The following is a 22,300-nucleotide window of genomic DNA, read 5'->3' as shown; positions in this document are numbered from 1 at the left end:
CTTCAGCTCCCACTTTCATGATCCGAAAGGTTATTTCGTTTCTTTGAGACGGTTACGTAACGAGAATCCTATATCAATTATACCTAAGATCCTTACAAGATAAAGACCCAGGTCTGGAATTAAAACAGTGAGGACGATCGCTGTGATAGGCAGTGCCTTCGACTTTCCTTTCGCATGAACATAATAAAAAAGAAATGCGATGCCCTGCAGCGCAATCAATACGCCTGTCAGTGTGAAAACATTGGTGGCAGCAAGATACAATGTGCCATCCTGTTGATTATTGGTCGCCATTTCCAGAAGCATGGCGATGAAATAGTACCACAACAGTGATACAGGCAGTTGGAAGTTACGAAACTTCGTAAAACCGAGCCGCTTGTTTTCCAGCCGGTTGATCGCTTTGTATCCGACCCACTGACTGATAAGTGCAAAGAAAATTCCCATCAGTGCAAAGATACTAGGAAGATAAATAGGAAAACGATTTATCTGTTCTTTCATGGCATCGATCTGCTGACCGACTTCTTCCGTGTCTCCAGGCATCTGCTGCATGATGTTCTCCGTGATCATAAACGATTCATCCATCATCGTCTTCACTTCTTCAATCCAATTGACACCGAACAGTACTTGCGTCAACAAGAATACAAGCACAAGCCCAATAATGAAACCGACTGAGCCGATTGCCCACGTTTCATAGGGTGAGCGCTTGCGATGTAACGCCGTACCGATACACAGACCGCCGATGCCGACCATCAGGGTCAATGGGAGCGAGAATACCGTCCCGAACAGCGAGCCGAGAATTGTCGCAGCCACCAGCATGATCAGCCCAGGTTTCAAGCCGTGACGGTAGCTGTATACAATAAATGGTAATGGTAATGCGAAAAATAACACAATCCCTATATAGGGAATGAAAATGTTCATCAATAATACAATCAAGTAAATTCCGATCATTAACGCACCTTGGGTGATCTGCCGCGAATCTTTCATTAAAAACCGCACCTCATTCATACATATCTCAATGGTAACCCTTTTATTTTAACATGTTTATGCGTCATACCATAAATAATTGTTCCAATCCTACATTTACAAGTCCTGGTAGCGATGACAGATATTCAGGAGCTTTGGTATGATGGAGCAAACAACCATTGAGGAGGGGCAGCATGCTGACTGATTACCACGTCCATATGCATGAAACCGGAGACTTTTCCACGGATTATCTGAAGCAGTATATCGCTGAAGCACGCCAGAAGGGTATTGAGGAACTCGGCATCTCGGAGCACGCTTATTTTTTCAATGAGACAAAACCGATCCTTTCCAATCCATGGATCGACAACCGGCGTGGGATCGAATTCAGTGATTATCAGGCATTATTCGATCAGGCCGAAGCGGAAGGACTACCTGTAAAAATGGGAATCGAGATGGACTATACTCCCGGAAAGGAAGCAGAGATGAAGCAATTCATCGATGCCCATCCGTTCGACTATGTCATCGGCTCCGTCCATTGGATCGGTGATTGGGGCATCGACCTTGCCACGTACCGCCATGAATATGAAAAAAGAGACATCAACGAAGCGTATCGCAATTATTTCGATCAGATCGTCACATTGGCAGAGTCGCAGCTTTTCGATTTCGTCGGACATATCGACCTGATCAAGATCTTCTCCTATTGGCCGGACAGCGAGGAATTCCTTCATGAGCAATATGATCGAGCGGTGAAAGCTCTCGCAAAATCAGGCACCTGCATCGAAATCAGTACAGCGGGGTTAAGAAAACCTGTCGGAAAGATGTACCCCGATCCCGTCCTTTTGAAAAAATGCTACCAAGCAGGCGTCGGCATCGTCACCTGTTCCGACGCACATAAGCCGGGCCACGTAGGCTATGCGTATGATGAGGCGATCACGCTCGCTAAGGAAGCAGGCTACCAGGAACTGCACACCTTTACAAAAAGGAAATCCCGCACTCACCCTTTAGGATGATGGAAAAGGTCTGCCCCCACACCGATGGGGACAGACCTTTTTATAATTCCAAACGGTGGGCCTGGCGGATTTCTTCCATTCCTCTCAGCTTTTCAAGACACGCATCTTCAAGCGGCCGATCAACGGAAAGCACCATCACCGCGTGCCCGCCTTCTCCTTTGCGCCCGACCTGCATCGTAGCAATGTTGACGCCGGCCTCCGCGAACAAATTGCCGACCTTACCGATCGCTCCAGGCTTATCATGGTGACGGATGACGACCAAATGACCAGTAGGCTGCACATCGACCGAATATTGATCAAGTTTGACGATTCTAGGTCCAAGTCCGTTCAGAAGCGTACCAGCAACCGTACGCGTCTCCTCATTCGTCTTGATTTCCACAGTGATAAGGTTCGTAAACCCTCTTGAAACCGTCGATTTATTTTCATCAACGACGATCCCTTTATCTTTGGCTGCCATGAAGGCATTGACATCGTTGATTCGCGATCCGAGATGTAGCTTCAGGATTCCTTTTACTGTACAGCGTGTAAGAGGTAAGGTGTCCCGCTGTACGAGTTCACCTGCATAATGGATGGTGATTTTTTCAAGTACGCCCTTTGTCAGATTCGATAAAAATGGACCGAGTTTTTCTGCCAACTCGAAATAGGGCTCCAGTTGTTCCATTACTTCCGGAGAAACCGCCCGTACATTCACCGGATGCTTCGCAGTCCCTCCTCTAAGAATATGAAGGATATCCTCACTTACATCGACAGCTACGTTTTCTTGCGCCTCCACCGTACTCGCCCCTAAGTGCGGTGTCGCAATCACCTCGTCAAGCTCAAGCAGCTTATGGCCGACCGCTGGTTCGTTTTCAAATACATCCAGTGCAGCTCCAGCAATCCGCTTTTCCTTCAGCGCTTCATAAAGAGCTTCCTCATCAATGATTCCCCCACGAGCGCAATTCAGTACCCTTGCTGACGGCTTCATCAGCTTCAGCGCCTCCCGGTCGATCAAGTGATGCGTTTCTTTCATGAGTGGCGTATGTACCGTAAGGAAATCAGCAGCTTTTAGGACATCTTCCACTCCGCCATATTCAATTCCGATCTTCTCGGCTTTTTCTTTTGTTAGAAAAGGGTCGTAAGCGATGACATCCATCCGCTGCCCTTTGGCTCGACGAGCTACTTCTTTACCAATCCTGCCAAGGCCGATGATGCCAAGCGTCTTATCCTTCAATTCCACGCCGACCATCGCTTTCCGTTCCCAGCGCCCATTACGAAGCAGGTTATATGCCTGAGGGATGTTTCTGGCAAGCGCCATCAGCATCGCCATCGTATGTTCTGCCGTCGACATCGTATTTCCATCAGGTGCATTCACGACGATGACCCCGTTTTCTGTCGCTGCATCAAGGTCGATGTTATCCACCCCAACCCCGGCACGACCGATGACCTTCAGGTTAGGTGCAGCTTCGATCAATTCTCTCGTCATCGTCGTCTGACTTCGCACAATAGCAGCGTCGGCGTTGGCGAGCTTCTGCTTAAGGACATCGAACTCCATTCCAGGCGTATCAATGATCTCTACATCTTCCGCTTCATAAAGCGGCTTCACCCCATCTTCACTTAGAGGGTCACAGATCAAAATTCGAAAAGTCATGCATGCATCGCTTCCTTCCATTTTCGTTCTGCAGCTTCCAAACCTGCACCTGATTCAAATGGGACGCCCATCTTCTTTAGTCCCGCCTCCATCCGTTTGATCGTTTCCAGAATATCCTCCGGCGTGCAATAGCCCATATGACCAATCCGGAAAATCTCCCCTTTCAAATGCTGCTGCCCTCCTGCAAGGAGCAACCCGAATGATTCGTGGACGGTTTTTCTGAATGCTTCTGCATCAAACGCGGTCGGCTTCACCGATGTTACGGTAGTGGACGCATCCACTTCGTTTGTAAGCAAAGGAATTTCCAGTGCTTTCATTGCAGCACGTGTCATATCACGCATGATCAGGTGTCGTTGAAAAATGGCATCAATACCCTCTTCCAGTTGCATATCCAGTACTTCATCCAGCCCCATCAACAGAGATAATGCAGGTGTGAAAGGCGTCTGCCCATCGTTCCAATTTCCACAGTATTTACGAAGATCCAAATAAAAACGGGGGCGTTGCACATGCTCAATCACTTTCCGAGCTCTTTCACTCACCGCAACGAACGCCAATCCAGGCGGAAGCATCAACGCTTTTTGAGAACCTGACACGAGCAAGTCGATTCCATCCTTATCAAGACTGATTTCAGCTCCGCCAACAGATGAAACGCCGTCGACAACAACCAGTGCATCCGAGACCTTACGGATAGTCTTCGCAATCTCGCTTACAGGGTTCAGGACGCCAGTGGATGTCTCACAATGCGTTAAAAACACAGTTTTGATTCCGGGATGCTGCTTTAGATGATCCTGCACATGGGAAGGATCAGCGGCTTTCCCCCATTCGATGTCATGACAGTGCACCTGAAGACCATAAGCTTCTGCTATTGAAGCAAAGCGCCCACCGAAAGCTCCTGTCACAACGACAAGTACTTCATCCCCCGGATCAGTCATATTGACAACAGCGGCTTCGAGGGCAGATGTCCCACTACCTGTCAGCACTAACACATCCGAAGCGGAGCCGAATACTCGATTCAATTTAGGGGTTATTTTTTTAATCAGATCTTTACACGCTTGGCTGCGGTGTCCGATCATCGGTTGTGCCATCGCCTGTGTAACCTGCGGTGGAATTGGTGTAGGACCAGGAATTCGTAATAGATGCCCCATTTCAAACACTCCTTTTTGATGGGTGACGCTCTGTCACTTTACCGAAGTAAATTATTTCTATCCTAACAAAACCACTTATTTTGTCAATATATTCAGACTTCTTATTGGGCTAGCTAATATAATATATGTATCCGTTCATAAAAAAGGATAGACAGTGACCAAACACCGTCTATCCTTAGCTTTTATAGGTCTTTTTTACAGAAATACCAATCGACACATTCATAGTTCGGGTCCTCTTCACGAGCACGTGCATCTTCCGTCGTTTTAGGTGGGGAAGCAATCACTTTGTCCCCTTTTTGCCAATCGGCAGGAGTAGATACACCATGTTCATCTGTCGTTTTCAATGCTTGCACCAAGCGGACAATTTCTGCCATGTTACGCCCGGTTGTAAGCGGATAATAGATGACAGATCGGACGGTCCCTTTATCATCGATGACAAAAACGGCTCTCGATGTTTCTGTACCATTGCTTTCAGGCATGATCATCCCGAACTTCGTAGCAACCTGCTTATCAAGATCGGCTATGACAGGAAATTCGATTCGTGTATCAAAGTTTTCCTCAATATTTCTGATCCAGGCAATGTGGGAAGTGACACTGTCTACACTTAGACCAATCAATTCTGTATCCAGTTCTCTCAGCTGATCATAAATTCCCTGAAAAGCTACAAATTCTGTCGTACAGACCGGAGTGAAATCAGCCGGATGTGAAAATAATACAAACCATTTCCCTTTGAAATCATCCAGCGATAATTCACCATGTGTCGTCTGCGCTTTGAAATCTGGCGCCTTTTCTCCAATACGCGGCAAGCTGTAAGTCTGTTCTTGAGTATGCTGGTTCTGTTCCATTCTCCCTACCTCCTCCAAATCATGTTCTGATTAAAATACATCTTCCTCCTACACATTTGCCGTGTTCCCGTTCTCTATGTATTAAAACAATAAAAAAAGCACAACAGGAATGATTCCTGTTGTGCTTCTTATGCTGAATTACTCAGCAACGTACGGCAATAGAGCCATTTGACGAGAACGTTTGATAGCTTTCGTCAATTTACGTTGATACTTTGCAGAAGTTCCTGTTACACGGCGAGGAAGAATTTTTCCACGCTCGGAAACAAAACGTCTTAGTAGATCAACATCTTTATAGTCGATGTGTGTGATACCGTTCGCTGTGAAGAAACACACTTTTCTGCGCTTTGCGCGACCACGACGTGCCATAGTTGATTCACTCCTTACTTAATTAGAATGGTAGATCATCGTCTGATATATCGATAGGTTCCCCATTATTCTCGAATGGGTCCTCATCACGTTTAAAGTCATTTCGTTGGTTGTTATTTTGAGGATTCTGATTTTGCTGGAACCCACCTTGTCCTCCTCCTTGGGAAGAAGAACCTTTCGTCTCAAGGAATTGAACGCTGTCTGCCACTACTTCTGTGACAAATACACGCTTACCTTCCTGGTTATCAAAGCTGCGTGACTGCAGTCTTCCATCGACACCTACGAGGCTTCCTTTTTTCATGAAGTTCGCGAGGTTCTCGGCAGCGCGTCTCCAAACGACACAGTTGATGAAGTCCGCTTCACGATCTCCAGATTGACTGGAGAATGGGCGATTCACGGCAATCGTAAAGTTAGCAACAGCCACTCCGTTTGGTGTATAGCGTAGGTCCGGATCCCTCGTTAATCTGCCGACTAATACGACACGATTTAACATCAGAATCACTCCTTATTGGTCATCTTCGCGTACAGCCATGTGGCGGATAATGTCATCAGAGAACTTCGCCTGACGATCGAATTCGCTGATTGCTTTTTCGTCGCCTTTGAAGTTGATGGTTACATACAATCCGTCACGGAAATCGTTAATTTCATAAGCAAGACGACGCTTACCTAGTTCTTTAACGTTTTCGATCTCCGCACCGTTATCAGATAGAATTCCGTTAAAACGCTCAACTACAGCAGTTTTAGAATCCTCTTCAATGTTTGGGCGGATGATGTACATGATTTCATATTTTCTCATCCGTTTTCACCTCCTTATGGACTTAACGGCCCCTTTTCTTTGAAAGGAGCAAGGAGTAATTATCATCAATTACTCACAATGAAGTATTATACCAAATTCCTATGCAAATGACAACAGGTTAGACGAGAGATCCAATCTACGCTTATACATTAAAGCGGAAATGAATGACATCGCCATCTTTGACGAGGTATTCTTTCCCTTCCAAACGCACTTTACCTTTCTCACGCGCTGCTCCCATGGAACCTTCTGTGACAAGGTCCTCATAGGATACGGTCTCCGCACGGATGAAACCACGTTCGAAGTCCGTATGGATGATTCCTGCTGCCTGAGGGGCTTTCATTCCGATTGTGAATGTCCATGCACGCACTTCCTGCTCACCGGCAGTAAAGTAGGTAGCAAGCCCAAGCAGGTTATACGTTGCTTTGATCAACTGATCCAAACCAGACTCTTCGATTCCAAGCTCTTCAAGGAATTCCTGCTTCTCTTCCCCTTCTAATTCAGCGATTTCAGATTCGATTTTTGCACAGACGACGATCACTTCCGCGCCTTCTGCATCGGCATATTCACGAATCTTCTCTACGTAAGGATTATCAACATCGACACCGATTTCATCTTCACTCACATTGGCAACATAAAGAATCGGCTTAGCTGTCAACAAGTGCAGCCCTTTGACGATCTTCTGCTGTTCATCTGTGAATTCGACGGCACGGGCCGGCATTTCTTCTTCAAAACCTGCTTTCAGCTTCTCAAGCACATCATACTCGGCAAGTGCAGCTTTATCCTTCTGCTTCACAAGCTTCGATACACGGTCAAAACGCTTCGTAACAGTTTCCAGGTCAGCAAGGATCAGCTCAAGGTTAATCGTCTCGATGTCGCTGATCGGATCGACTTTACCTGATACGTGCGTAATGTTTTCATCCTCGAATGCACGGACCACATGCGTGATCGCGTCCACTTGTCGGATGTGAGAAAGGAACTGGTTGCCAAGTCCTTCTCCTTTACTGGCACCTTTGACGATTCCAGCGATATCAGTGAATTCGAACGCAGTCGGAACGGTTTTCTTCGGGTTGACAAGCTCTGTCAGTTTATCCAGACGCTCGTCTGGAACCTCGACGATTCCGACGTTCGGATCTATCGTTGCAAACGGGTAATTGGCAGACAATGCGCCTGCTTGTGTAATTGCGTTAAATAACGTGGATTTACCTACGTTGGGCAAACCTACGATTCCTGCTGTTAATGCCATAAAAGACTTCCACTCCTTAAGGATTTCCATACATGTACGTTAGTCATACCAATTATAGATACTGTACAAAAAAATGACAAGTATAGCAAAAAGAAAAACAAGACCTTGTAATGAGCCTTGTTTTTCCAATTCACTCTAATGAAAACCACTTTATTGAATGGTTTCCATGTTTGATTTTATTTGTTTCACGTGAAACGACCCTATTCTTCGCTTTTCACCAGAATTCGTTTCATTTTGGACTGGAACTGACGACGAGGAATCATTACACTGTGACCGCAGCCTTCACATTTGATGCGAATATCCGCTCCCATACGTATGATCTTCCACTTGTTTTCGCCGCATGGGTGAGGTTTTTTCATTTCTACAATCTCATTCATTTGAAAATCTTTATCCGCCATCATGCTTCCTCCTACACGTTTTCCTTGATTTTAGCCGCTTCCACTTCATCCTGTCTGGAATACATGACAAGACGAGGGAAAGGAATTTCGATGCCACGCTCATCAAGACGGTTCTTCACTTCTTTACGAATCGCACGTGCCATCGCCCAGTGCTCCATCGGATATACTTCAGCAACGATCCTGAGCACGACGTCCGATGCACCAAGGTTCTGTACACCTAATAATTCAGGTACCGTAATCATCGGTTCGTACTTATCCGGAAGCTCCTCAAGCAATTCCAGGATGATCGCTTCCGCTCTTTCAATATTGCCCTCGTAGGCAATACTCACATCGACGACTGCAATACTGTTATGAATCGAGTAGTTGGTCACCTGTGTGATATTGCCATTCGGAATGATATGGACTTCACCTGTCCAGCTTTTGATTTTACAAGTCTTCAAACCGATCTCTTCAACGAAACCTTCGATGCCAGCTGTCCTTACATAATCACCCACGGAAAACTGATCTTCGAAAATGATGAAGAATCCGGTGATGATATCCTTTACAAGGCTCTGGGCACCGAAACCAATGGCAAGACCTGCTACCCCTGCACCCGCAAGCAATGGACCGATTTTCAGGCCGAATGTTTCTAATATCATCACGAAAGCCGTGAAATAAACGAAGTATGTCAAAATGTTTCCAAACAATTTACGCAGTGTATCTTCCCGCCGCTTCGTAATCTTGAAGGGGCCTCTACGCCGCTTGAAAAAGAACTCACTCGTCAGTTTTTTGCCTAGCTTAATGACAATGTAGGCGATGGTGACGATCACTAATATATCAAATGCCCCTTCGCCCAGTTTGAGCCATAGCTCAGGGCCAAGCAAATAATCCTGAAAGTTACCCCAACGCTCCCCATAATCTGCCACAGTATCTCCCACACACTTACCTCCTGTGCACATTTATGAGACTCATTGTAACAGGTTTTCACTCCATTTTGTATCGATTTACTAACGGATACAGCAAGATAGCCGAAAGGACATATAAATTCAGCAGTCCATAGATCGGATAAAGGTATTCAATCAATGTAGAGAAGCCGAAGGAGGTGAACGGAAGCATGATCGCTATTGCCATCATCGCCAGTATCCATAATGGAATGTTAAGCCAATCACGGAATCTGGTGATCAGGCCCAGCACACCGGAAGCAGCCGTTGTAAAAATAGCGATCCATAAAAGGATCGATATGAACAAAAACATTTCATATGGATATTCTTTTAAAATCGCAAACAGAGGGATTTCATAGAGAATGATTTCTTCAGAGATTTGAATCAGGCTGTTGTTGTATAAATACGAGATTCCTCCAAGAATCACGCCACTCCCGATACTGGCGACCCAGATTTCATTTTTCGCTTTCATTTGATTGCCGATCGCGCCAAGGACCGCAATCAGCGGCAGTATATTCAAGGCAGTGAACGGAAAAGCAGCCATCCAATTATCCATTTCGTGCAGGTGATCGAACAATGTCAAATTCTGATCAAAGGTAAAGAGCATCAATACAAAAAACAAGCCAAGGATTAATAAAGGAAGAATAAGGCTGTTGATGGAAACGATCCCCTTTACATCCCAAACGAAGATAAGTATGAGCGGAATGACGATTGCCATGACGCCGAACCGATAAGAAAAGTGGAATGCCTGCCATGTAGCACCGCTCCCCGCCAACATGACAACCGTTGTTGTAAATAAGTAAAGGATGATCATCCAATCGTACACGCCTGTCAGATGTTTCCCCACTACCGCTCTTAATACAGGGAGATAGTGCGAAGATTTCTGCTCGTAGCTGATCTTCAGGATGACATAACAGCATATGATGAACAGAATCGTGAATATCCCGATAGCCAGTCCACTTTCATGGCCGAAAAATTGCCATAACTCCCTTCCAGATGCATACCCCGCTCCGATCATTGTCCCGATGATTAGAAACATCCACTTCACGCCTGATTTCAACATATCCGCTCCCCCAGCTCTAGTTTTATTTGTGACGTATAGAACGATTGAAAGTTTTATATACTATTACCAATATGTACATGGAGGATAAGCTATGAATCTTAAGGGTAGGTTTTTGCAGAAAGAATCGAGATACCTCTACACTAGTCCTGCTGTGATTGACCAGTTGAGTGGACAGTTGCTGGACAGGATTCCTGAAGGCGGTGAAGTGGTCATTGCCTGTATCGGAACCGATCGGTCCACCGGCGATGCGTTCGGACCGTTGGTAGGATCGATGCTGAACGATTTAAAACTGAAAAACTTCCATGTATATGGGACACTCGCCGATCCGCTGCATGCCCTTAACCTGAAAGAAAAAGTAGCTCTCATCGAACGGAAGCATGCTCGGCCATTCATCATTGCCATCGATGCGTGTCTTGGAAAATCTTCCTCCATCGGTATGATATCGGTCCAGGAAGGTCCGCTCGCCCCAGGGGCTGCAATGAAAAAGGACCTGCCGAAAATCGGGGACATTTCCATTAGCGGCATCGTCAATGTCGGTGGATTCATGGAATATTTCGTCCTCCAGAACACAAGGCTGCACACGGTCATCGAAATGGCAACCAAAGTGGCAGACGCCATCCAAGTCGTCGACCGCACATACGGCATGAAGCCTATCAAAAAAAGTTTCCGCAATCTATCTTCATCATAAAAAGACTGCCATCGCATAAGAAGGCAGTCTTTTTTATGGAAATAATTTTCTTTATCAAAATAATGAAGCAAGATAGACAATGAGACCAACCGTCAGCAAACCAGGTAACAGGTTCGCCACCCTGATCTTCGTGATATTCAATAGATTAAGACCGATGGCTACGATCATCAACCCTCCAGTAGCAGTCATTTCCGTGATGAAAGTATCAAGCAGTGCCTGCGGAATCCACTCCGTGATCAACGTTGCGGACAGCGCAATCGTACCCTGATACAGCACGACCGGAACGACTGATAACACTACCCCGAACCCCAGCGTAGTGGTCAGTACAAGTGAAACGAACCCATCGATGATGCCCTTTGTAATCAGTATTTCATGATCATTCCTCAAGCCGCTGTCTAACGCCCCGATGACCGACAAGGCACCAATAACAAAAATAAGCGATGCTGTAATGAAGCCCTGAGCGATCGTTGATTCGCTACCAGGAGCAGCGAACTTGCTCTGCAGCCATCCACCAAGACCTTCGAGCTTCTCTTCGAGTCTTGCCCATTCTCCGATAATTGCTCCTGAAAGCAGACTGAGCAGGACAATCACGACATTTTCTGTCTTGAATCCCATCTGCAAACCGATCAGAATGACTGAAATGCCGACCCCATTCATGATTGTCTCTTTAAAACGCTCAGGAATTTTAGTGAAAAACAACCCTAATAAAGAACCTAAGATGATCAATACTCCGTTGATGATTGTGCCGAACAATGCCATATGTCTTACGCCTCCAAGTATCCATCTCTGATTTCTTTTACCGCTTTGACCAATGCGTCGATATCACTCTCTGTAGTAAAGGGACCGATACTTGCCCGGACGGCACCTTGATTTTCAGTACCAAAATGCACATGTGTTGTTGGACTGCAATGCATTCCTGCCCGGACAGCGATTCCATAGTGCGAATCAAGGATCATTCCTACTTCATGAGATGGGATGTCTCCGATGTTAAATGCCACTACTGGCATACGAAATCCATCGATTTCTCCATATATGACTACATCTTTTACCATACGTAACTCTTGAATCAACAATTTAGTCAGATCCGTTTCACGTGAAACGATTGCTTCCAGTTGTTTCAAAGCTGCATGCCATCCTGCTATACCTGGAGTGTTGAGCGTTCCACTTTCAAATCGTTCCGGCCATTGATCCGGCTGTCCCGGTAACTCGGAAAAGCTTCCTGTCCCACCATGATGGATCGGGTTCAATTCGATTTTACCTTCGACCAATAGCGCACCGGTTCCCTGTGGGCCCAACAGTCGTTTATGTCCAGGAAAAGCCAGCATGTCGATTCCTTCATCCTTCATATGTATTGGAAAATGTCCTGCAGTCTGCGACGCATCCACCAGCACCTTGATATCCTTTGATTTAGCAAGCTCAATCATATCCTTCAAGGGGGCGACTTCCCCAGTGACGTTGGAAGCATGGGAAACCGCCAGCAGAACTGTTTCCGGCCGCATGGCCATTTTCATGCCCTCTAGCAGATTGGCTGAATTCCCTTCTATATACGTTACGTCGATACCAGCCGCTTCCTTCAAATATTCCAATGGTCTTCGGACAGAATTATGCTCGAAACTGGTAGTAATGACATGGTCTCCTTTTTTGAAAGGATACCCTTTGAGCGCCTGATTCAAGGCTGCTGTTGCATTTGAAAAGAAAAGGACGTGATTTGGATTGCTTACACCAAATTTCGTTGCAAGCATGCGACGGGTTTTTTCGATGACTCCCCCTGCCTGTTCAGCAAGTCGGTGCGTTCCACGTCCAGGGTTGGCAGCGTATTTCTCCACGGCTTCTATCATAGCTTGTGACACTCCAGGCGGCTTCGGAAATGACGATGCTGCGTGATCCAAATAAATGATGTCCATTTCGATCCCCCTCTCTTGTAGAATTCGGGTGCAAAAAAACCCGGTTAATCGTGCTTAACCAGGTTTTGAAGCATTCACTCTTTTTCCAAATAAGTCAAAATTCGTTCCAGATCATCATCGGAAAAGAACTCGATTTCGATTTTACCTTTACGCTTTCCTCGATGGATGGTGACGCCTGTACCGAATCGTTCGCGCAGATTCGTCTCTTTCTCTTTCAGGAAAACATCCTTCTCAGAAGTTTTCTTCTTTACAGGCTTTTTCTTCTCATTGATCTGTGCAATCATCTGTTCAACTTGACGCACATTCAAATGCTCTTTTTTGATCCGCTCTACAATTGGCATCAACTGGTCGTCATCCTTGATTCCGAGCAACGCCCTGCCATGCCCCATTGAAAGTTCGCCGTTATTGATCATCGTAATGACCGGTACCGGCAAGGACAACAAACGGACAAGGTTTGCGATATGAGACCGGCTTTTTCCAAGTCGATGTGCCAATACTTCCTGGGTTACCTTCAGCTCCCGCATCAGATTGGAGTAAGCCTGCGCTTCTTCAATCGGGGATAAATCCTCCCGCTGCAGGTTTTCCAAAAGTGCGAGCTCCATCATCTGTTCATCATTCAATTCCCGAACTAAAACAGGTACAGTATCGAGTCCTGCAGCCTTCGCAGCCCTGAATCGTCGTTCTCCGACTACAATTTCATAGCCTTTGATACTTTTACGAACGACTAACGGCTGTAAGATGCCATGTTGTTCGATTGATTCCTTCAGCTCTTCAATCGCTTCTTTCCGAAACGTTTTTCTGGGCTGATATGGATTCGGTCTGCAAGCTTTCGTCGGGACCTGTTCGATATTTTCTTCTTCCTTCTGCTCTAAATCCGGGAAAAAAGCATTGAGGCCTTTACCTAACCCTTTCGCCACTAGCAATCACTTCCTTTGCCAAATCTAGATATACTTCAGCTCCGCGTGACTTCGCATCGTACAGAATGATCGGTTGTCCATGACTTGGTGCTTCACTTAAACGTACATTCCTCGGAATGATCGCTCCATAGACTTTATCCTGGAAATATTTCTTCACTTCTTCGATGACCTGGATACCGAGATTCGTCCTTGCATCCAGCATCGTCAATAATACACCGTCGATCATCAAGTCTTTATTCAAATGCTTTTGGACGAGACGAACCGTGTTCAACAATTGGCTCAGTCCTTCCAACGCGTAATATTCACACTGAACCGGAATGACGACTGAATCTGAAGCGGTCAGTGAATTGATCGTCAGCAGACCTAATGATGGTGGACAATCAATGATGACGTAATCATAGTTGTCTTTCACTTCATCCAATGCCTGCTTCAATCGGACCTCTCGGGAAATGGTAGGTACCAGCTCAATTTCAGCACCTGCCAGCTGGATTGTCGCAGGAATGACATCCAGATTCTCCACCATTGTCGAAGTGCAAACCTTGGAGGCATCTGCATCTTCAACAAGTACATTATAGATGCACTGGTCCATTTCTCCTTTGTTCACACCTACTCCACTTGTCGCATTTCCTTGCGGGTCGATATCGACAAGCAGGACTTTATGGTTCAAATATGCCAAGCAAGCGCTTAAATTGACTGCTGTCGTCGTTTTTCCTACGCCGCCCTTCTGATTGGCGATGGCGATAACTTTCCCCATGATGTCACCTACCTCGTTCTCTTTATCAATCATTCTATCATTTTTTTTCAATTCTGAATTCGAATTCATGTATTTCCTAAAAAATACCCATCTTTTTTTATCAAGATGGGAGATTTAATGTAGATTTATGATTTTTTCTTAGGTATCTTGATGGTGAACTGATAGTAGTCTTCGTGGTCTTCTTCATCGGTTTCAACATCGATGCCAGTATCGTTTACCATCGTCAACGATTGACGGATCGTATTCATTGCAATTCTGATATCTTTATTGAATCCCTTTAACTGAGGTTTTTTCTTGGCAGGCTTCTTGTCTTCATTCTCTTTTTGGATCCGTTCTTCAGTCTGCTTCACGTTCCACTGCTTTTCGATAATTTCATGGAGGATCTTTTCCTGAACTTCAAGATCCTTCACAGCAATCAAAGCTCTCGCATGACGCTCAGTGATTTTTTTATCGAGTAATGCTTGCTGGATCACATCCGAAAGCTTCAACAGGCGCATTTTGTTTGCGATCGTCGACTGACTTTTGCCAAGTCGCTGCGCTAATGCTTCCTGGGTCAACTGATGCAATTCGATCAGCCTCGCATAGGCTTTCGCTTCTTCGATCACTGTCAATTCTTCACGTTGAAGGTTTTCAATCAGTGCAACGGAAGCAGTCGTCGTATCATTCATATCGCGAATGATGGCAGGAATCGTTTCCCACCCTAGTGACTGCACAGCTCTCCAACGGCGTTCACCTGCAATCAGCTCAAAGTTTTCATCGTCTAACCTGCGCACGACGATTGGTTGGATGATACCGTGTGTATGTATCGTCTGAGCGAGTTCAGAAATTTTTTCATCATTGAAAACCGTTCTTGGCTGATAACGGTTCGGCTGGACTTTCTCTACCGAAACCTGCATGACTTCATCTTTGTCATAGACTTCTTCTTCCAACGGCTGTTCGTCTGTATTCTTTTCCTCTTGCGAATCTGATTTATCTCCCAGACCAAATAATCGACTGAAAGGATGTACCATGATCAGACACCACCTTTGTTTGCGAGCATACATACTTAGATGTTCCACGTGAAACACGCTACTCTATTGAAAAAAGCGCTGCAGAAATAGCTACTGCTGCGCATGCCATTTACTTTTCACATCTTCTTCTATTTTAGCATATTTGAATTGGAAAAAGTATCTACCAAAATCATAATTTAAAAAAATCATAGTCTGATAGACTCCACCTCTTAATAAAGAGGCGTTGCTATTATTGTCAGCAACGCGCTCTGTTTTAAGAGATTGGTGTTTTGTTCGGAACCCCTGCTTTACGAGGGTACTTCTTCGGAGTTTTCCTCCGTTTTTCGATCAGTGCAATATTCCGCTCGCTGTTTTCCTCTGGAAGGTCGAAGGTATCCGTACTTTTCAGTTCTCCACCGACAATACGGATCGCTTCTTTCGCATCTTCCAACTCATCAGCAAGGTTCGGTCCTTTCATTGCCATGAACATGCCGCCTTTTTGTGCAAGTGGCAGACATAGTTCGCTTAGCACGGAAAGTCTGGCAACCGCTCTTGCCATGACGAGGTCGAAGCTTTCTCGGAATTGTGGATTTTTCCCGAAGTTCTCTGCCCGGTCATGATAGAATGCAACATCCGTCAATTCCAGTTCATGTGCCAGATGATTCAGGAATGTAATCCGCTTCTTCAATGAATCGACGATTGTCACCTTCAAATGCGGAAAACAGATTTTCAGAGGCAAGCTTGGAAAACCTGCCCCCGCTCCTACGTCACAAATGGTAAGTGGTTTGGAGAAATCGTGGTAAAACGCAGCGGTGATGGAGTCGTAAAAGTGCTTCAAATACACTCCTTCTTCATCTGTGATCGCTGTCAGGTTCATTTTTTCGTTCCATTCAACGAGAATCTCAAAATACTTTTGGAATTGCTCCTGCTGCTTCTGATCCAATTCGATACCTTTATCTTTCAATGCCTCAAGAAAGGTGTTTTTATCCATAGACGCTTCCTTTCTTCTTCCTTATTCGTTCGAAACTTTTGCAATCTTACCTTGTTCAATATAGACAAGCAGAATCGATACATCCGAAGGGTTCACTCCTGAGATACGGGATGCCTGTCCGACAGACAATGGCTGAACCTCTTTCAGTTTATCTCTCGCTTCAGATGCCAACCCATTAATTGCATCATAATCGATGTTTTCAGGGATCTTCTTATCCTCCATCTTTTTCATGCGATCAATCTGCTGCAATGCTTTAGCGATATAGCCGGCATATTTCGTCTGAATTTCAACCTGTTCTTTCACACCATCTGCAAGCTCTTTTTCCGGACTTGTCAGGCGCGCAATCATTTCATAGCTCATTTCCGGGCGCTTAAGCAGGTCAGATGCCCGTACAGCATCTTTCAATGGTGTTCCGCCAGCTTCTTCGATGACTTTCTGCACTTCAGGATCTGCTTTCAAAATGATCCCTTCGAGACGTGCACGTTCTTCTTCAATCAAACGCTTCTTCTCCTGGAATGCTGCATAGCGCTCTTCAGAGATCATTCCCATTTGATATCCAATATCGGTCAAACGAATGTCCGCATTGTCATGACGCAGCATCAACCGGAATTCTGCTCTTGATGTGAGCAGACGATACGGTTCATTCGTTCCTTTCGTGACCAGGTCATCAATCAGCACACCGATATAGGCATCGGAACGTCCAAGAATCAATGGTTCGATATCAAGCGCTTGCGCTGCCGCATTGATACCAGCCATAATTCCCTGTGCTGCGGCTTCCTCGTATCCGGAAGTTCCATTGATTTGACCAGCTGTATAAAGACCTTTAATTTTCTTTGTTTCAAGCGTAGGCCATAGCTGTGTCGGTACGACTGAATCATACTCGATTGCATAACCAGCACGCATGATTTCTGCTTTTTCCAGGCCTGGAATTGTCTCCAGCATCTTTTTCTGGATAAATTCAGGTAAGGAAGTGGAAAGCCCCTGGACATAAACTTCCTCTGTCTTGCGTCCTTCTGGTTCAAGGAAAATCTGGTGGCGTGGTTTATCATTGAAACGTACCACTTTATCCTCGATCGATGGACAGTAACGAGGACCGGTTCCTTTGATCATGCCTGAATACATCGGTGACAACTCAAGGTTTTCATCGATGATTTTATGCGTATATTCATTCGTGTAAGTCAGCCAGCATGGAATCTGGTCCATGATGTATTCCGTCGTTTCATAAGAGAATGCACGTGGTACATCATCACCAGGCTGGATTTCCGTTTTTGAATAATCGACAGTATGGTTGTTTACGCGTGGCGGGGTACCTGTTTTGAACCGCACCATTTCAATTCCAAGCTCTTCAAGATGCTCGGATAATGAAACAGTAGCTCGCTGGTTATTCGGTCCACTCTCATACGTAAGATCTCCGATAATCACTTTTCCGCGCATGAACGTACCTGTCGTAACGATCACTGTCTTTGCTCGGTATGCCGCTTTCGTTTCGGTCTCTACCCCTTTTACCTCACCGTCTTCGACAATCAGGCGCTCGACCATCCCTTGGCGAAGGGTAAGGTTCTCCTGGTTTTCCAAAGTGTCTTTCATTTCCTGTATATATAAAGGTTTGTCTGCCTGCGCACGCAACGCACGGACCGCAGGGCCTTTCCCTGTATTCAACATCTTCATCTGGATATGTGTCTTGTCGATCACTTTACCCATGATTCCACCAAGCGCGTCGATTTCTCTTACGACGACTCCTTTGGCGGGACCACCAACGGACGGGTTACATGGCATAAAAGCAACCAAGTCCAAGTTCAAGGTAAGCATCAGCGTCTTCGCTCCTCTTTTTGCAGAAGCTAAAGCCGCTTCACATCCAGCATGACCAGCACCAATAACGATAACGTCATAATTTCCAGCATCGTAGGTCATTTGGTCGTTCTCTCCTTTAAAAATTATTTTCCTAAGCAGAATTGGGAAAACAGCTGGTCGATCAGACTTTCATGGACTGTATCTCCGATGATTTCGCCGAGCGTTTCCCATGTGTTCGTCACATCAATCTGAACCATATCCAGAGGCATTCCCATTTCCATGCCTTCCATCGCATCTTCCAACGATTTCTTCGCCTGCTTCAAAAGCTGGACATGACGTACATTGGAAACATAAGTCATATCCCCTGCATCCAATTCTCCCTCGAAGAAGACTTGTGAAATCGCCTGTTCGAGTTCGTCGATTCCCTGTTCCTGAATCAACGATGTCGTGATGACAGGATGGTCTGCAGCAAGTTCATGAACACGGTCCATATCCAATGCAGGTTCTAAATCCGTCTTGTTCACGATGACGATCACATCAAGATCATGGACGGCTTCAAACAAACGTACATCTTCTTCTGTCAATGCATCACCATAGTTTAACACAAGCAGGATCAGGTCCGCTTCCTTCAATACTTGACGTGATTTTTCCACGCCGATCCGTTCGACGATATCTTCGGTTTCCCGGATACCAGCAGTATCGACCAGGCGTAGAGGAACTCCGCGAACATTGACGTATTCTTCGATCACGTCGCGGGTGGTCCCTGGAACATCGGTCACGATCGCTTTGTTTTCATGCACCAGCGCATTCATCAAGGACGATTTCCCAACGTTCGGACGTCCGATGATCGCAGTAGCCAAGCCTTCACGTAGTATTTTCCCCTGTTTTGCTGTCTGTAAAAGTGATTGGACTTCGCGATGGACTTCACGTGTCTTTTCCTCCATCATCGTATGGGACATTTCTTCGACATCATCATACTCTGGATAATCAATGTTCACTTCCACATGTGCCAATGTCTCAAGCAGTTTTTGACGGAGATCCTGAATTAGCTTCGATAGACGCCCATCCATCTGCTTCAAAGCAACGTTCATTGCCCGATCCGTCTTTGCCCGGATCAAATCCATCACCGCTTCTGCCTGTGAAAGGTCGATTCGGCCATTCAAAAACGCACGTTTGGTGAATTCTCCAGGCTCCGCCAGACGGGCACCCTGGGCTAATACGATTTCCAACACGCGGTTGACGGATACCAGTCCACCGTGACAATTGATTTCAATAATATCTTCACGAGTGAATGTTTTCGGTCCACGCATCACAGAAACCATTACTTCTTCTGCTATTTCATCCGTTTCCGGGTCGATTATTTTTCCATAATGGATCGTATGGGAGTCCACCGATGCAAGATCTTTTCCTTTGAAGATACTGTCAGCAATCGAAACAGCTTCATTTCCACTTAAACGGACAATCGCAATCGCACCTTCCCCCATCGGGGTGGATATCGCCGTAATCGTATCTGTCTCCACACGATCACCTCCTTGGTTTCTTATCTATTTTCATTTATCCACAACTCATTTTTTATAGAAGTCACTAACTTATTAGATTAGCACATCCATATAGGATTTGAAAAGATATACACAAGCAAATGATAGAAGAATTTATAGTATTAGGTTATCCACATGTGCATAAGTTAAAAGCTGTATTTAACGGATATCAAGACAATTGTTTGATAGAGGATGCAAGAAAGAATCCTTAATGAATGGTATATTTAATTTAAAAGTATGGTGGTTTATATATGAAATTCAAAAGTTGGGGATGGATCGTAGTTTTCTTATTATTGTTGTTTTCTAGTGGGATGTTTTATGTTGAGGTTTCTACCTATTCTCTATTACAACCAGAGGAAGGCGGAATGAGTTTTTGGTTGGAATTGAAGTATGTCTGGTACCGTTCGTTTTGGTTTTATGCAATACTCTTGATTATTTCAATTACGATATTTATTCGATTTTCAAAAAGAAGGATCTGTTAAAACTAATTATTGGTTTTCCGTTCTAGGATCAAACATGCTCGTAACCTGCACCTGATGTTTGAAAAATTCACGTAAATTAAGCTCATTCACCAATCACACTGAGGGCGGCTGGGAAACTGCGAGACTCCCGTGGGAGAAGGGCCTAGGCGAGACCCCACAGGGAGTAAAACGACCGAGGAGGCTCGCCAGCTCCCCCACAGGAAAGCGAGTAGTTTCCCAGCCGCCATTTCCGCTAATTTGGTAACATTGGTCAATAAAAAAACTTCCGCCTAATAAAGACGGAAGTTTATCATTTACTTCGATGGTTTGATGACGACGTGCCGTTTCGGATCATTGCCATCCGAATACGTTTCGACATCGCGATTGTTCTGAAGTGCGGTATGAATGATCTTTCTTTCATAGGAAGGCATCGGCTCAAGCTTGACTGCCTGATTCGTGCGGAGCGCTTTGTCTGCAAGGCGGCCTGCCAATGTTTCCAAAGTTTCTTTACGACGATTACGGTAACCCTCCGCATCGAGAACGACGGTATAGAATTGATCTGTCTGACGATTAACAGAAAGGTGCAGAAGATACTGCAATGCATTCAGTGTCTGACCACGCTTTCCGATCAGCTTAGCAATCTTGTCACCGACAAGCTCCATATGAACGTCTCGGTTATTGACCTTCACTTCCACATCCACCGGCGCCCCCATCTGGTCTGCAATAGACTTGATATAGGCCCCAGCCTCTTCAATCGGATCTTCTTCGACATAAGCCGTTTCTTCTGGGATGGATTCACTTACCTGTTCATTACGACTAGTCTCTTCTTGAGGTGCAGTTTCTTCAACTTCAACCTCAGGTTCCGGTTTGGAAGCTTCCATGATCTTCACTTTGACGATCGCTGGTTTGTTTCCGAATCCCAAGAACCCTTTCTTTCCTTCATCAATCACATCGACTTCGACTTGGTCCCTTGATGTTTGTAACTGCTCTAATGCTGATTTGACCGCATCATCAACTGTTTGTCCAGTAGCAGTTAGTTGCTTCACTTATTTTTTCCTCCCGTTGTTTCAGCGTTTGCTTTATCCATCATTGGCTTACGAATGAAAATCGTCTGCGCAATCATAAACAAGTTACCGACTACCCAGTATAGGGCTAGTGCTGATGGGAAAAAGAATGCGAATGTACCGATCATGATCGGCATCAAGTATAACATCATCTGCATTTGCGGATTCTGAGCTGCTGCTCCACCTGCCATCATCAATTTCTGCTGCAGGAATGTCGTACCTGCAGTGACGACTGCCAGGATGTAACTCGGCTCACCTAGCTGCATCCATAGGAATGTATGTGTTTCCACTGCTGGAGTACGCATGATCGCATGATAGAACCCAATCAGGATCGGCATCTGCACGATCAATGGCATACAACCGGCAAGCGGGTTGACTCCATGTTTCTGGAATAACTGCATTGTTTCCTGCTGCAGCTTCTGTTGTGTTTGTGCATCTTTCGAGCTGTATTTCTCACGCAGTTCCTTCAACTCAGGTTGAATGTCCTGCATCGCTTTTGAACTTTTCAGCTGTTTGACGTTCAATGGTAACAATACAAGACGAATGATAATAGTAATGATAATGATGGATAGACCATAGCTTTCATTAGTCAGCTCAGCAAAATATGTGATGGCTTGAGACAATGGCCAAACGACATAGTTGTTCCAGAAGCCTTCACTTTCAGAAGTGATATCCTGGTTGACCTCGGTACATCCGGACAATAAAGCCAGGACACCCGTCATCACCATCAGCCATAAAACTTTTTTACGCAACGTGTTTCCTCCTTACTCAAGTGCAATTCCCTATTTCAATCTATTCATCATTTTAGCATGTTAGCTGATGAACATTCT

The 22,300-nt window shown here is 45.4% G+C and carries 23 protein-coding genes; 2 read left to right on the top strand and 21 right to left on the bottom strand.

From position 1 onward, the window contains the following. Positions 1-30: 30 nt before the first annotated feature. Positions 31-981 (bottom strand): YybS family protein, encoded by a 951-nt coding sequence (locus tag ACFQ2J_RS09640; protein ID WP_386059302.1) that lies wholly within the window; start codon positions 979-981, stop codon positions 31-33. A gap of 173 nt (positions 982-1,154) precedes the next feature. Between ACFQ2J_RS09640 and ACFQ2J_RS09635 the strand changes: the two genes are divergently transcribed. Further along, on the top strand, positions 1,155-1,970 hold the full coding sequence (locus ACFQ2J_RS09635; RefSeq protein ID WP_386059299.1) for a histidinol-phosphatase HisJ family protein: 816 nt from the start codon (positions 1,155-1,157) through the stop codon (positions 1,968-1,970). A gap of 40 nt (positions 1,971-2,010) precedes the next feature. On the opposite strand, the gene serA is transcribed toward ACFQ2J_RS09635, so the two are convergent. The 10 genes from serA to ACFQ2J_RS09585 all read right to left on the bottom strand — a co-directional run bounded on the left by serA (position 2,011) and on the right by ACFQ2J_RS09585 (position 10,373). Continuing rightward, complete coding sequence (gene serA, locus ACFQ2J_RS09630; protein WP_386059297.1) at positions 2,011-3,597, bottom strand: phosphoglycerate dehydrogenase; 1,587 nt, start codon at positions 3,595-3,597, stop codon at positions 2,011-2,013. Further along, positions 3,594-4,742: a pyridoxal-phosphate-dependent aminotransferase family protein gene (locus tag ACFQ2J_RS09625; RefSeq protein ID WP_386059294.1), complete on the bottom strand. Its 1,149-nt coding sequence runs from the start codon at positions 4,740-4,742 to the stop codon at positions 3,594-3,596. Before ACFQ2J_RS09625 ends, serA begins: the two co-directional genes overlap by 4 nt. Positions 4,743-4,924: 182 nt before the next feature. After that, complete coding sequence (locus tag ACFQ2J_RS09620) at positions 4,925-5,587, bottom strand: peroxiredoxin (protein WP_386059291.1); 663 nt, start codon at positions 5,585-5,587, stop codon at positions 4,925-4,927. A gap of 138 nt (positions 5,588-5,725) precedes the next feature. Next, the gene (gene rpsR, locus ACFQ2J_RS09615; RefSeq protein ID WP_386059288.1) at positions 5,726-5,953 is read right to left on the bottom strand and encodes a 30S ribosomal protein S18; all 228 of its coding nucleotides are present in this window, start codon (positions 5,951-5,953) and stop codon (positions 5,726-5,728) included. A 22-nt stretch (positions 5,954-5,975) separates the two neighbouring features. Next, positions 5,976-6,446: a single-stranded DNA-binding protein gene (ssb, locus tag ACFQ2J_RS09610; protein WP_386059286.1), complete on the bottom strand. Its 471-nt coding sequence runs from the start codon at positions 6,444-6,446 to the stop codon at positions 5,976-5,978. 12 nt (positions 6,447-6,458) lie between these two features. Then, a complete protein-coding gene (gene rpsF / locus ACFQ2J_RS09605; protein WP_386059283.1) occupies positions 6,459-6,749 on the bottom strand; it encodes a 30S ribosomal protein S6 in 291 nt (96 codons plus the stop codon). 142 nt (positions 6,750-6,891) lie between these two features. After that, positions 6,892-7,992, bottom strand: a complete 1,101-nt coding sequence (gene ychF, locus ACFQ2J_RS09600) for a redox-regulated ATPase YchF (protein WP_386059280.1) — start codon at positions 7,990-7,992, stop codon at positions 6,892-6,894. 200 nt (positions 7,993-8,192) lie between these two features. Then, positions 8,193-8,390 carry a DUF951 domain-containing protein gene (locus ACFQ2J_RS09595; protein WP_386059278.1) on the bottom strand — a complete coding sequence of 66 codons (198 nt, stop codon included), beginning with the start codon at positions 8,388-8,390 and terminating at the stop codon, positions 8,193-8,195. 11 nt (positions 8,391-8,401) lie between these two features. After that, complete coding sequence (locus ACFQ2J_RS09590) at positions 8,402-9,307, bottom strand: mechanosensitive ion channel family protein (RefSeq protein WP_386059275.1); 906 nt, start codon at positions 9,305-9,307, stop codon at positions 8,402-8,404. A gap of 46 nt (positions 9,308-9,353) precedes the next feature. Further along, entirely contained in the window at positions 9,354-10,373 is a 1,020-nt protein-coding gene (locus ACFQ2J_RS09585) for a YkvI family membrane protein (RefSeq protein ID WP_386059272.1), read from the bottom strand. 91 nt (positions 10,374-10,464) lie between these two features. Here ACFQ2J_RS09585 and yyaC point away from each other — a divergent pair, with 91 nt between their 5' ends. Further along, positions 10,465-11,061 carry a spore protease YyaC gene (gene yyaC / locus ACFQ2J_RS09580; protein WP_386059269.1) on the top strand — a complete coding sequence of 199 codons (597 nt, stop codon included), beginning with the start codon at positions 10,465-10,467 and terminating at the stop codon, positions 11,059-11,061. Positions 11,062-11,115: 54 nt separating this feature from the next. Here yyaC and ACFQ2J_RS09575 read toward each other — a convergent pair whose 3' ends face one another. The 10 genes from ACFQ2J_RS09575 to spoIIIJ all read right to left on the bottom strand — a co-directional run bounded on the left by ACFQ2J_RS09575 (position 11,116) and on the right by spoIIIJ (position 22,222). After that, on the bottom strand, positions 11,116-11,820 hold the full coding sequence (locus ACFQ2J_RS09575) for a DUF554 domain-containing protein (RefSeq protein WP_386059266.1): 705 nt from the start codon (positions 11,818-11,820) through the stop codon (positions 11,116-11,118). Positions 11,821-11,825: 5 nt separating this feature from the next. Then, positions 11,826-12,965 (bottom strand): aminotransferase class V-fold PLP-dependent enzyme, encoded by a 1,140-nt coding sequence (locus tag ACFQ2J_RS09570; protein ID WP_386059263.1) that lies wholly within the window; start codon positions 12,963-12,965, stop codon positions 11,826-11,828. 74 nt (positions 12,966-13,039) lie between these two features. Further along, entirely contained in the window at positions 13,040-13,882 is an 843-nt protein-coding gene (locus ACFQ2J_RS09565; RefSeq protein WP_386059261.1) for a ParB/RepB/Spo0J family partition protein, read from the bottom strand. Further along, complete coding sequence (locus tag ACFQ2J_RS09560; protein ID WP_386059258.1) at positions 13,863-14,636, bottom strand: ParA family protein; 774 nt, start codon at positions 14,634-14,636, stop codon at positions 13,863-13,865. Before ACFQ2J_RS09560 ends, ACFQ2J_RS09565 begins: the two co-directional genes overlap by 20 nt. 125 nt (positions 14,637-14,761) lie before the next feature. Continuing rightward, positions 14,762-15,646, bottom strand: a complete 885-nt coding sequence (noc, locus tag ACFQ2J_RS09555; RefSeq protein WP_386059255.1) for a nucleoid occlusion protein — start codon at positions 15,644-15,646, stop codon at positions 14,762-14,764. 253 nt (positions 15,647-15,899) lie between these two features. Then, the gene (gene rsmG, locus ACFQ2J_RS09550) at positions 15,900-16,616 is read right to left on the bottom strand and encodes a 16S rRNA (guanine(527)-N(7))-methyltransferase RsmG (protein ID WP_386059252.1); all 717 of its coding nucleotides are present in this window, start codon (positions 16,614-16,616) and stop codon (positions 15,900-15,902) included. A gap of 21 nt (positions 16,617-16,637) precedes the next feature. After that, positions 16,638-18,527: a tRNA uridine-5-carboxymethylaminomethyl(34) synthesis enzyme MnmG gene (gene mnmG / locus ACFQ2J_RS09545; protein ID WP_386059249.1), complete on the bottom strand. Its 1,890-nt coding sequence runs from the start codon at positions 18,525-18,527 to the stop codon at positions 16,638-16,640. Between the two features lie 23 nt (positions 18,528-18,550). Continuing rightward, positions 18,551-19,927, bottom strand: a complete 1,377-nt coding sequence (gene mnmE, locus ACFQ2J_RS09540) for a tRNA uridine-5-carboxymethylaminomethyl(34) synthesis GTPase MnmE (RefSeq protein WP_386059246.1) — start codon at positions 19,925-19,927, stop codon at positions 18,551-18,553. Positions 19,928-20,720: 793 nt separating this feature from the next. Next, on the bottom strand, positions 20,721-21,452 hold the full coding sequence (gene jag, locus ACFQ2J_RS09535; RefSeq protein ID WP_386059244.1) for an RNA-binding cell elongation regulator Jag/EloR: 732 nt from the start codon (positions 21,450-21,452) through the stop codon (positions 20,721-20,723). After that, a complete protein-coding gene (gene spoIIIJ / locus ACFQ2J_RS09530) occupies positions 21,449-22,222 on the bottom strand; it encodes a YidC family membrane integrase SpoIIIJ (RefSeq protein WP_386059241.1) in 774 nt (257 codons plus the stop codon). The genes jag and spoIIIJ overlap by 4 nt, the downstream gene beginning before the upstream one ends. Positions 22,223-22,300 lie beyond the last annotated feature (78 nt).

Source organism: Thalassobacillus hwangdonensis (genome assembly GCF_042675915.1).
GTDB classification, from domain to species: Bacteria; Bacillota; Bacilli; order Bacillales; family Halobacillaceae; genus Thalassobacillus_A; species Thalassobacillus_A hwangdonensis.
This window is presented reverse-complemented; position numbering and strand designations above follow the sequence as displayed.

Bases quoted from the DNA above. Each gene is read 5' to 3' on its own strand.
- ACFQ2J_RS09640 (WP_386059302.1), bottom strand. From the start codon at position 981: ATGAAAGATTCGCGGCAGATCACCCAAGGTGCGTTAATGATCGGAATT.
- ACFQ2J_RS09635 (WP_386059299.1), top strand. From the start codon at position 1,155: ATGCTGACTGATTACCACGTCCATATGCATGAAACCGGAGACTTTTCC.
- serA (WP_386059297.1), bottom strand. From the start codon at position 3,597: ATGACTTTTCGAATTTTGATCTGTGACCCTCTAAGTGAAGATGGGGTG.
- ACFQ2J_RS09625 (WP_386059294.1), bottom strand. From the start codon at position 4,742: ATGGGGCATCTATTACGAATTCCTGGTCCTACACCAATTCCACCGCAG.
- ACFQ2J_RS09620 (WP_386059291.1), bottom strand. From the start codon at position 5,587: ATGGAACAGAACCAGCATACTCAAGAACAGACTTACAGCTTGCCGCGT.
- rpsR (WP_386059288.1), bottom strand. From the start codon at position 5,953: ATGGCACGTCGTGGTCGCGCAAAGCGCAGAAAAGTGTGTTTCTTCACA.
- ssb (WP_386059286.1), bottom strand. From the start codon at position 6,446: ATGTTAAATCGTGTCGTATTAGTCGGCAGATTAACGAGGGATCCGGAC.
- rpsF (WP_386059283.1), bottom strand. From the start codon at position 6,749: ATGAGAAAATATGAAATCATGTACATCATCCGCCCAAACATTGAAGAG.
- ychF (WP_386059280.1), bottom strand. From the start codon at position 7,992: ATGGCATTAACAGCAGGAATCGTAGGTTTGCCCAACGTAGGTAAATCC.
- ACFQ2J_RS09595 (WP_386059278.1), bottom strand. From the start codon at position 8,390: ATGGCGGATAAAGATTTTCAAATGAATGAGATTGTAGAAATGAAAAAA.
- ACFQ2J_RS09585 (WP_386059272.1), bottom strand. From the start codon at position 10,373: ATGTTGAAATCAGGCGTGAAGTGGATGTTTCTAATCATCGGGACAATG.
- yyaC (WP_386059269.1), top strand. From the start codon at position 10,465: ATGAATCTTAAGGGTAGGTTTTTGCAGAAAGAATCGAGATACCTCTAC.
- ACFQ2J_RS09575 (WP_386059266.1), bottom strand. From the start codon at position 11,820: ATGGCATTGTTCGGCACAATCATCAACGGAGTATTGATCATCTTAGGT.
- ACFQ2J_RS09570 (WP_386059263.1), bottom strand. From the start codon at position 12,965: ATGGACATCATTTATTTGGATCACGCAGCATCGTCATTTCCGAAGCCG.
- ACFQ2J_RS09560 (WP_386059258.1), bottom strand. From the start codon at position 14,636: ATGGGGAAAGTTATCGCCATCGCCAATCAGAAGGGCGGCGTAGGAAAA.
- noc (WP_386059255.1), bottom strand. From the start codon at position 15,646: ATGGTACATCCTTTCAGTCGATTATTTGGTCTGGGAGATAAATCAGAT.
- rsmG (WP_386059252.1), bottom strand. From the start codon at position 16,616: ATGGATAAAAACACCTTTCTTGAGGCATTGAAAGATAAAGGTATCGAA.
- mnmG (WP_386059249.1), bottom strand. From the start codon at position 18,527: ATGACCTACGATGCTGGAAATTATGACGTTATCGTTATTGGTGCTGGT.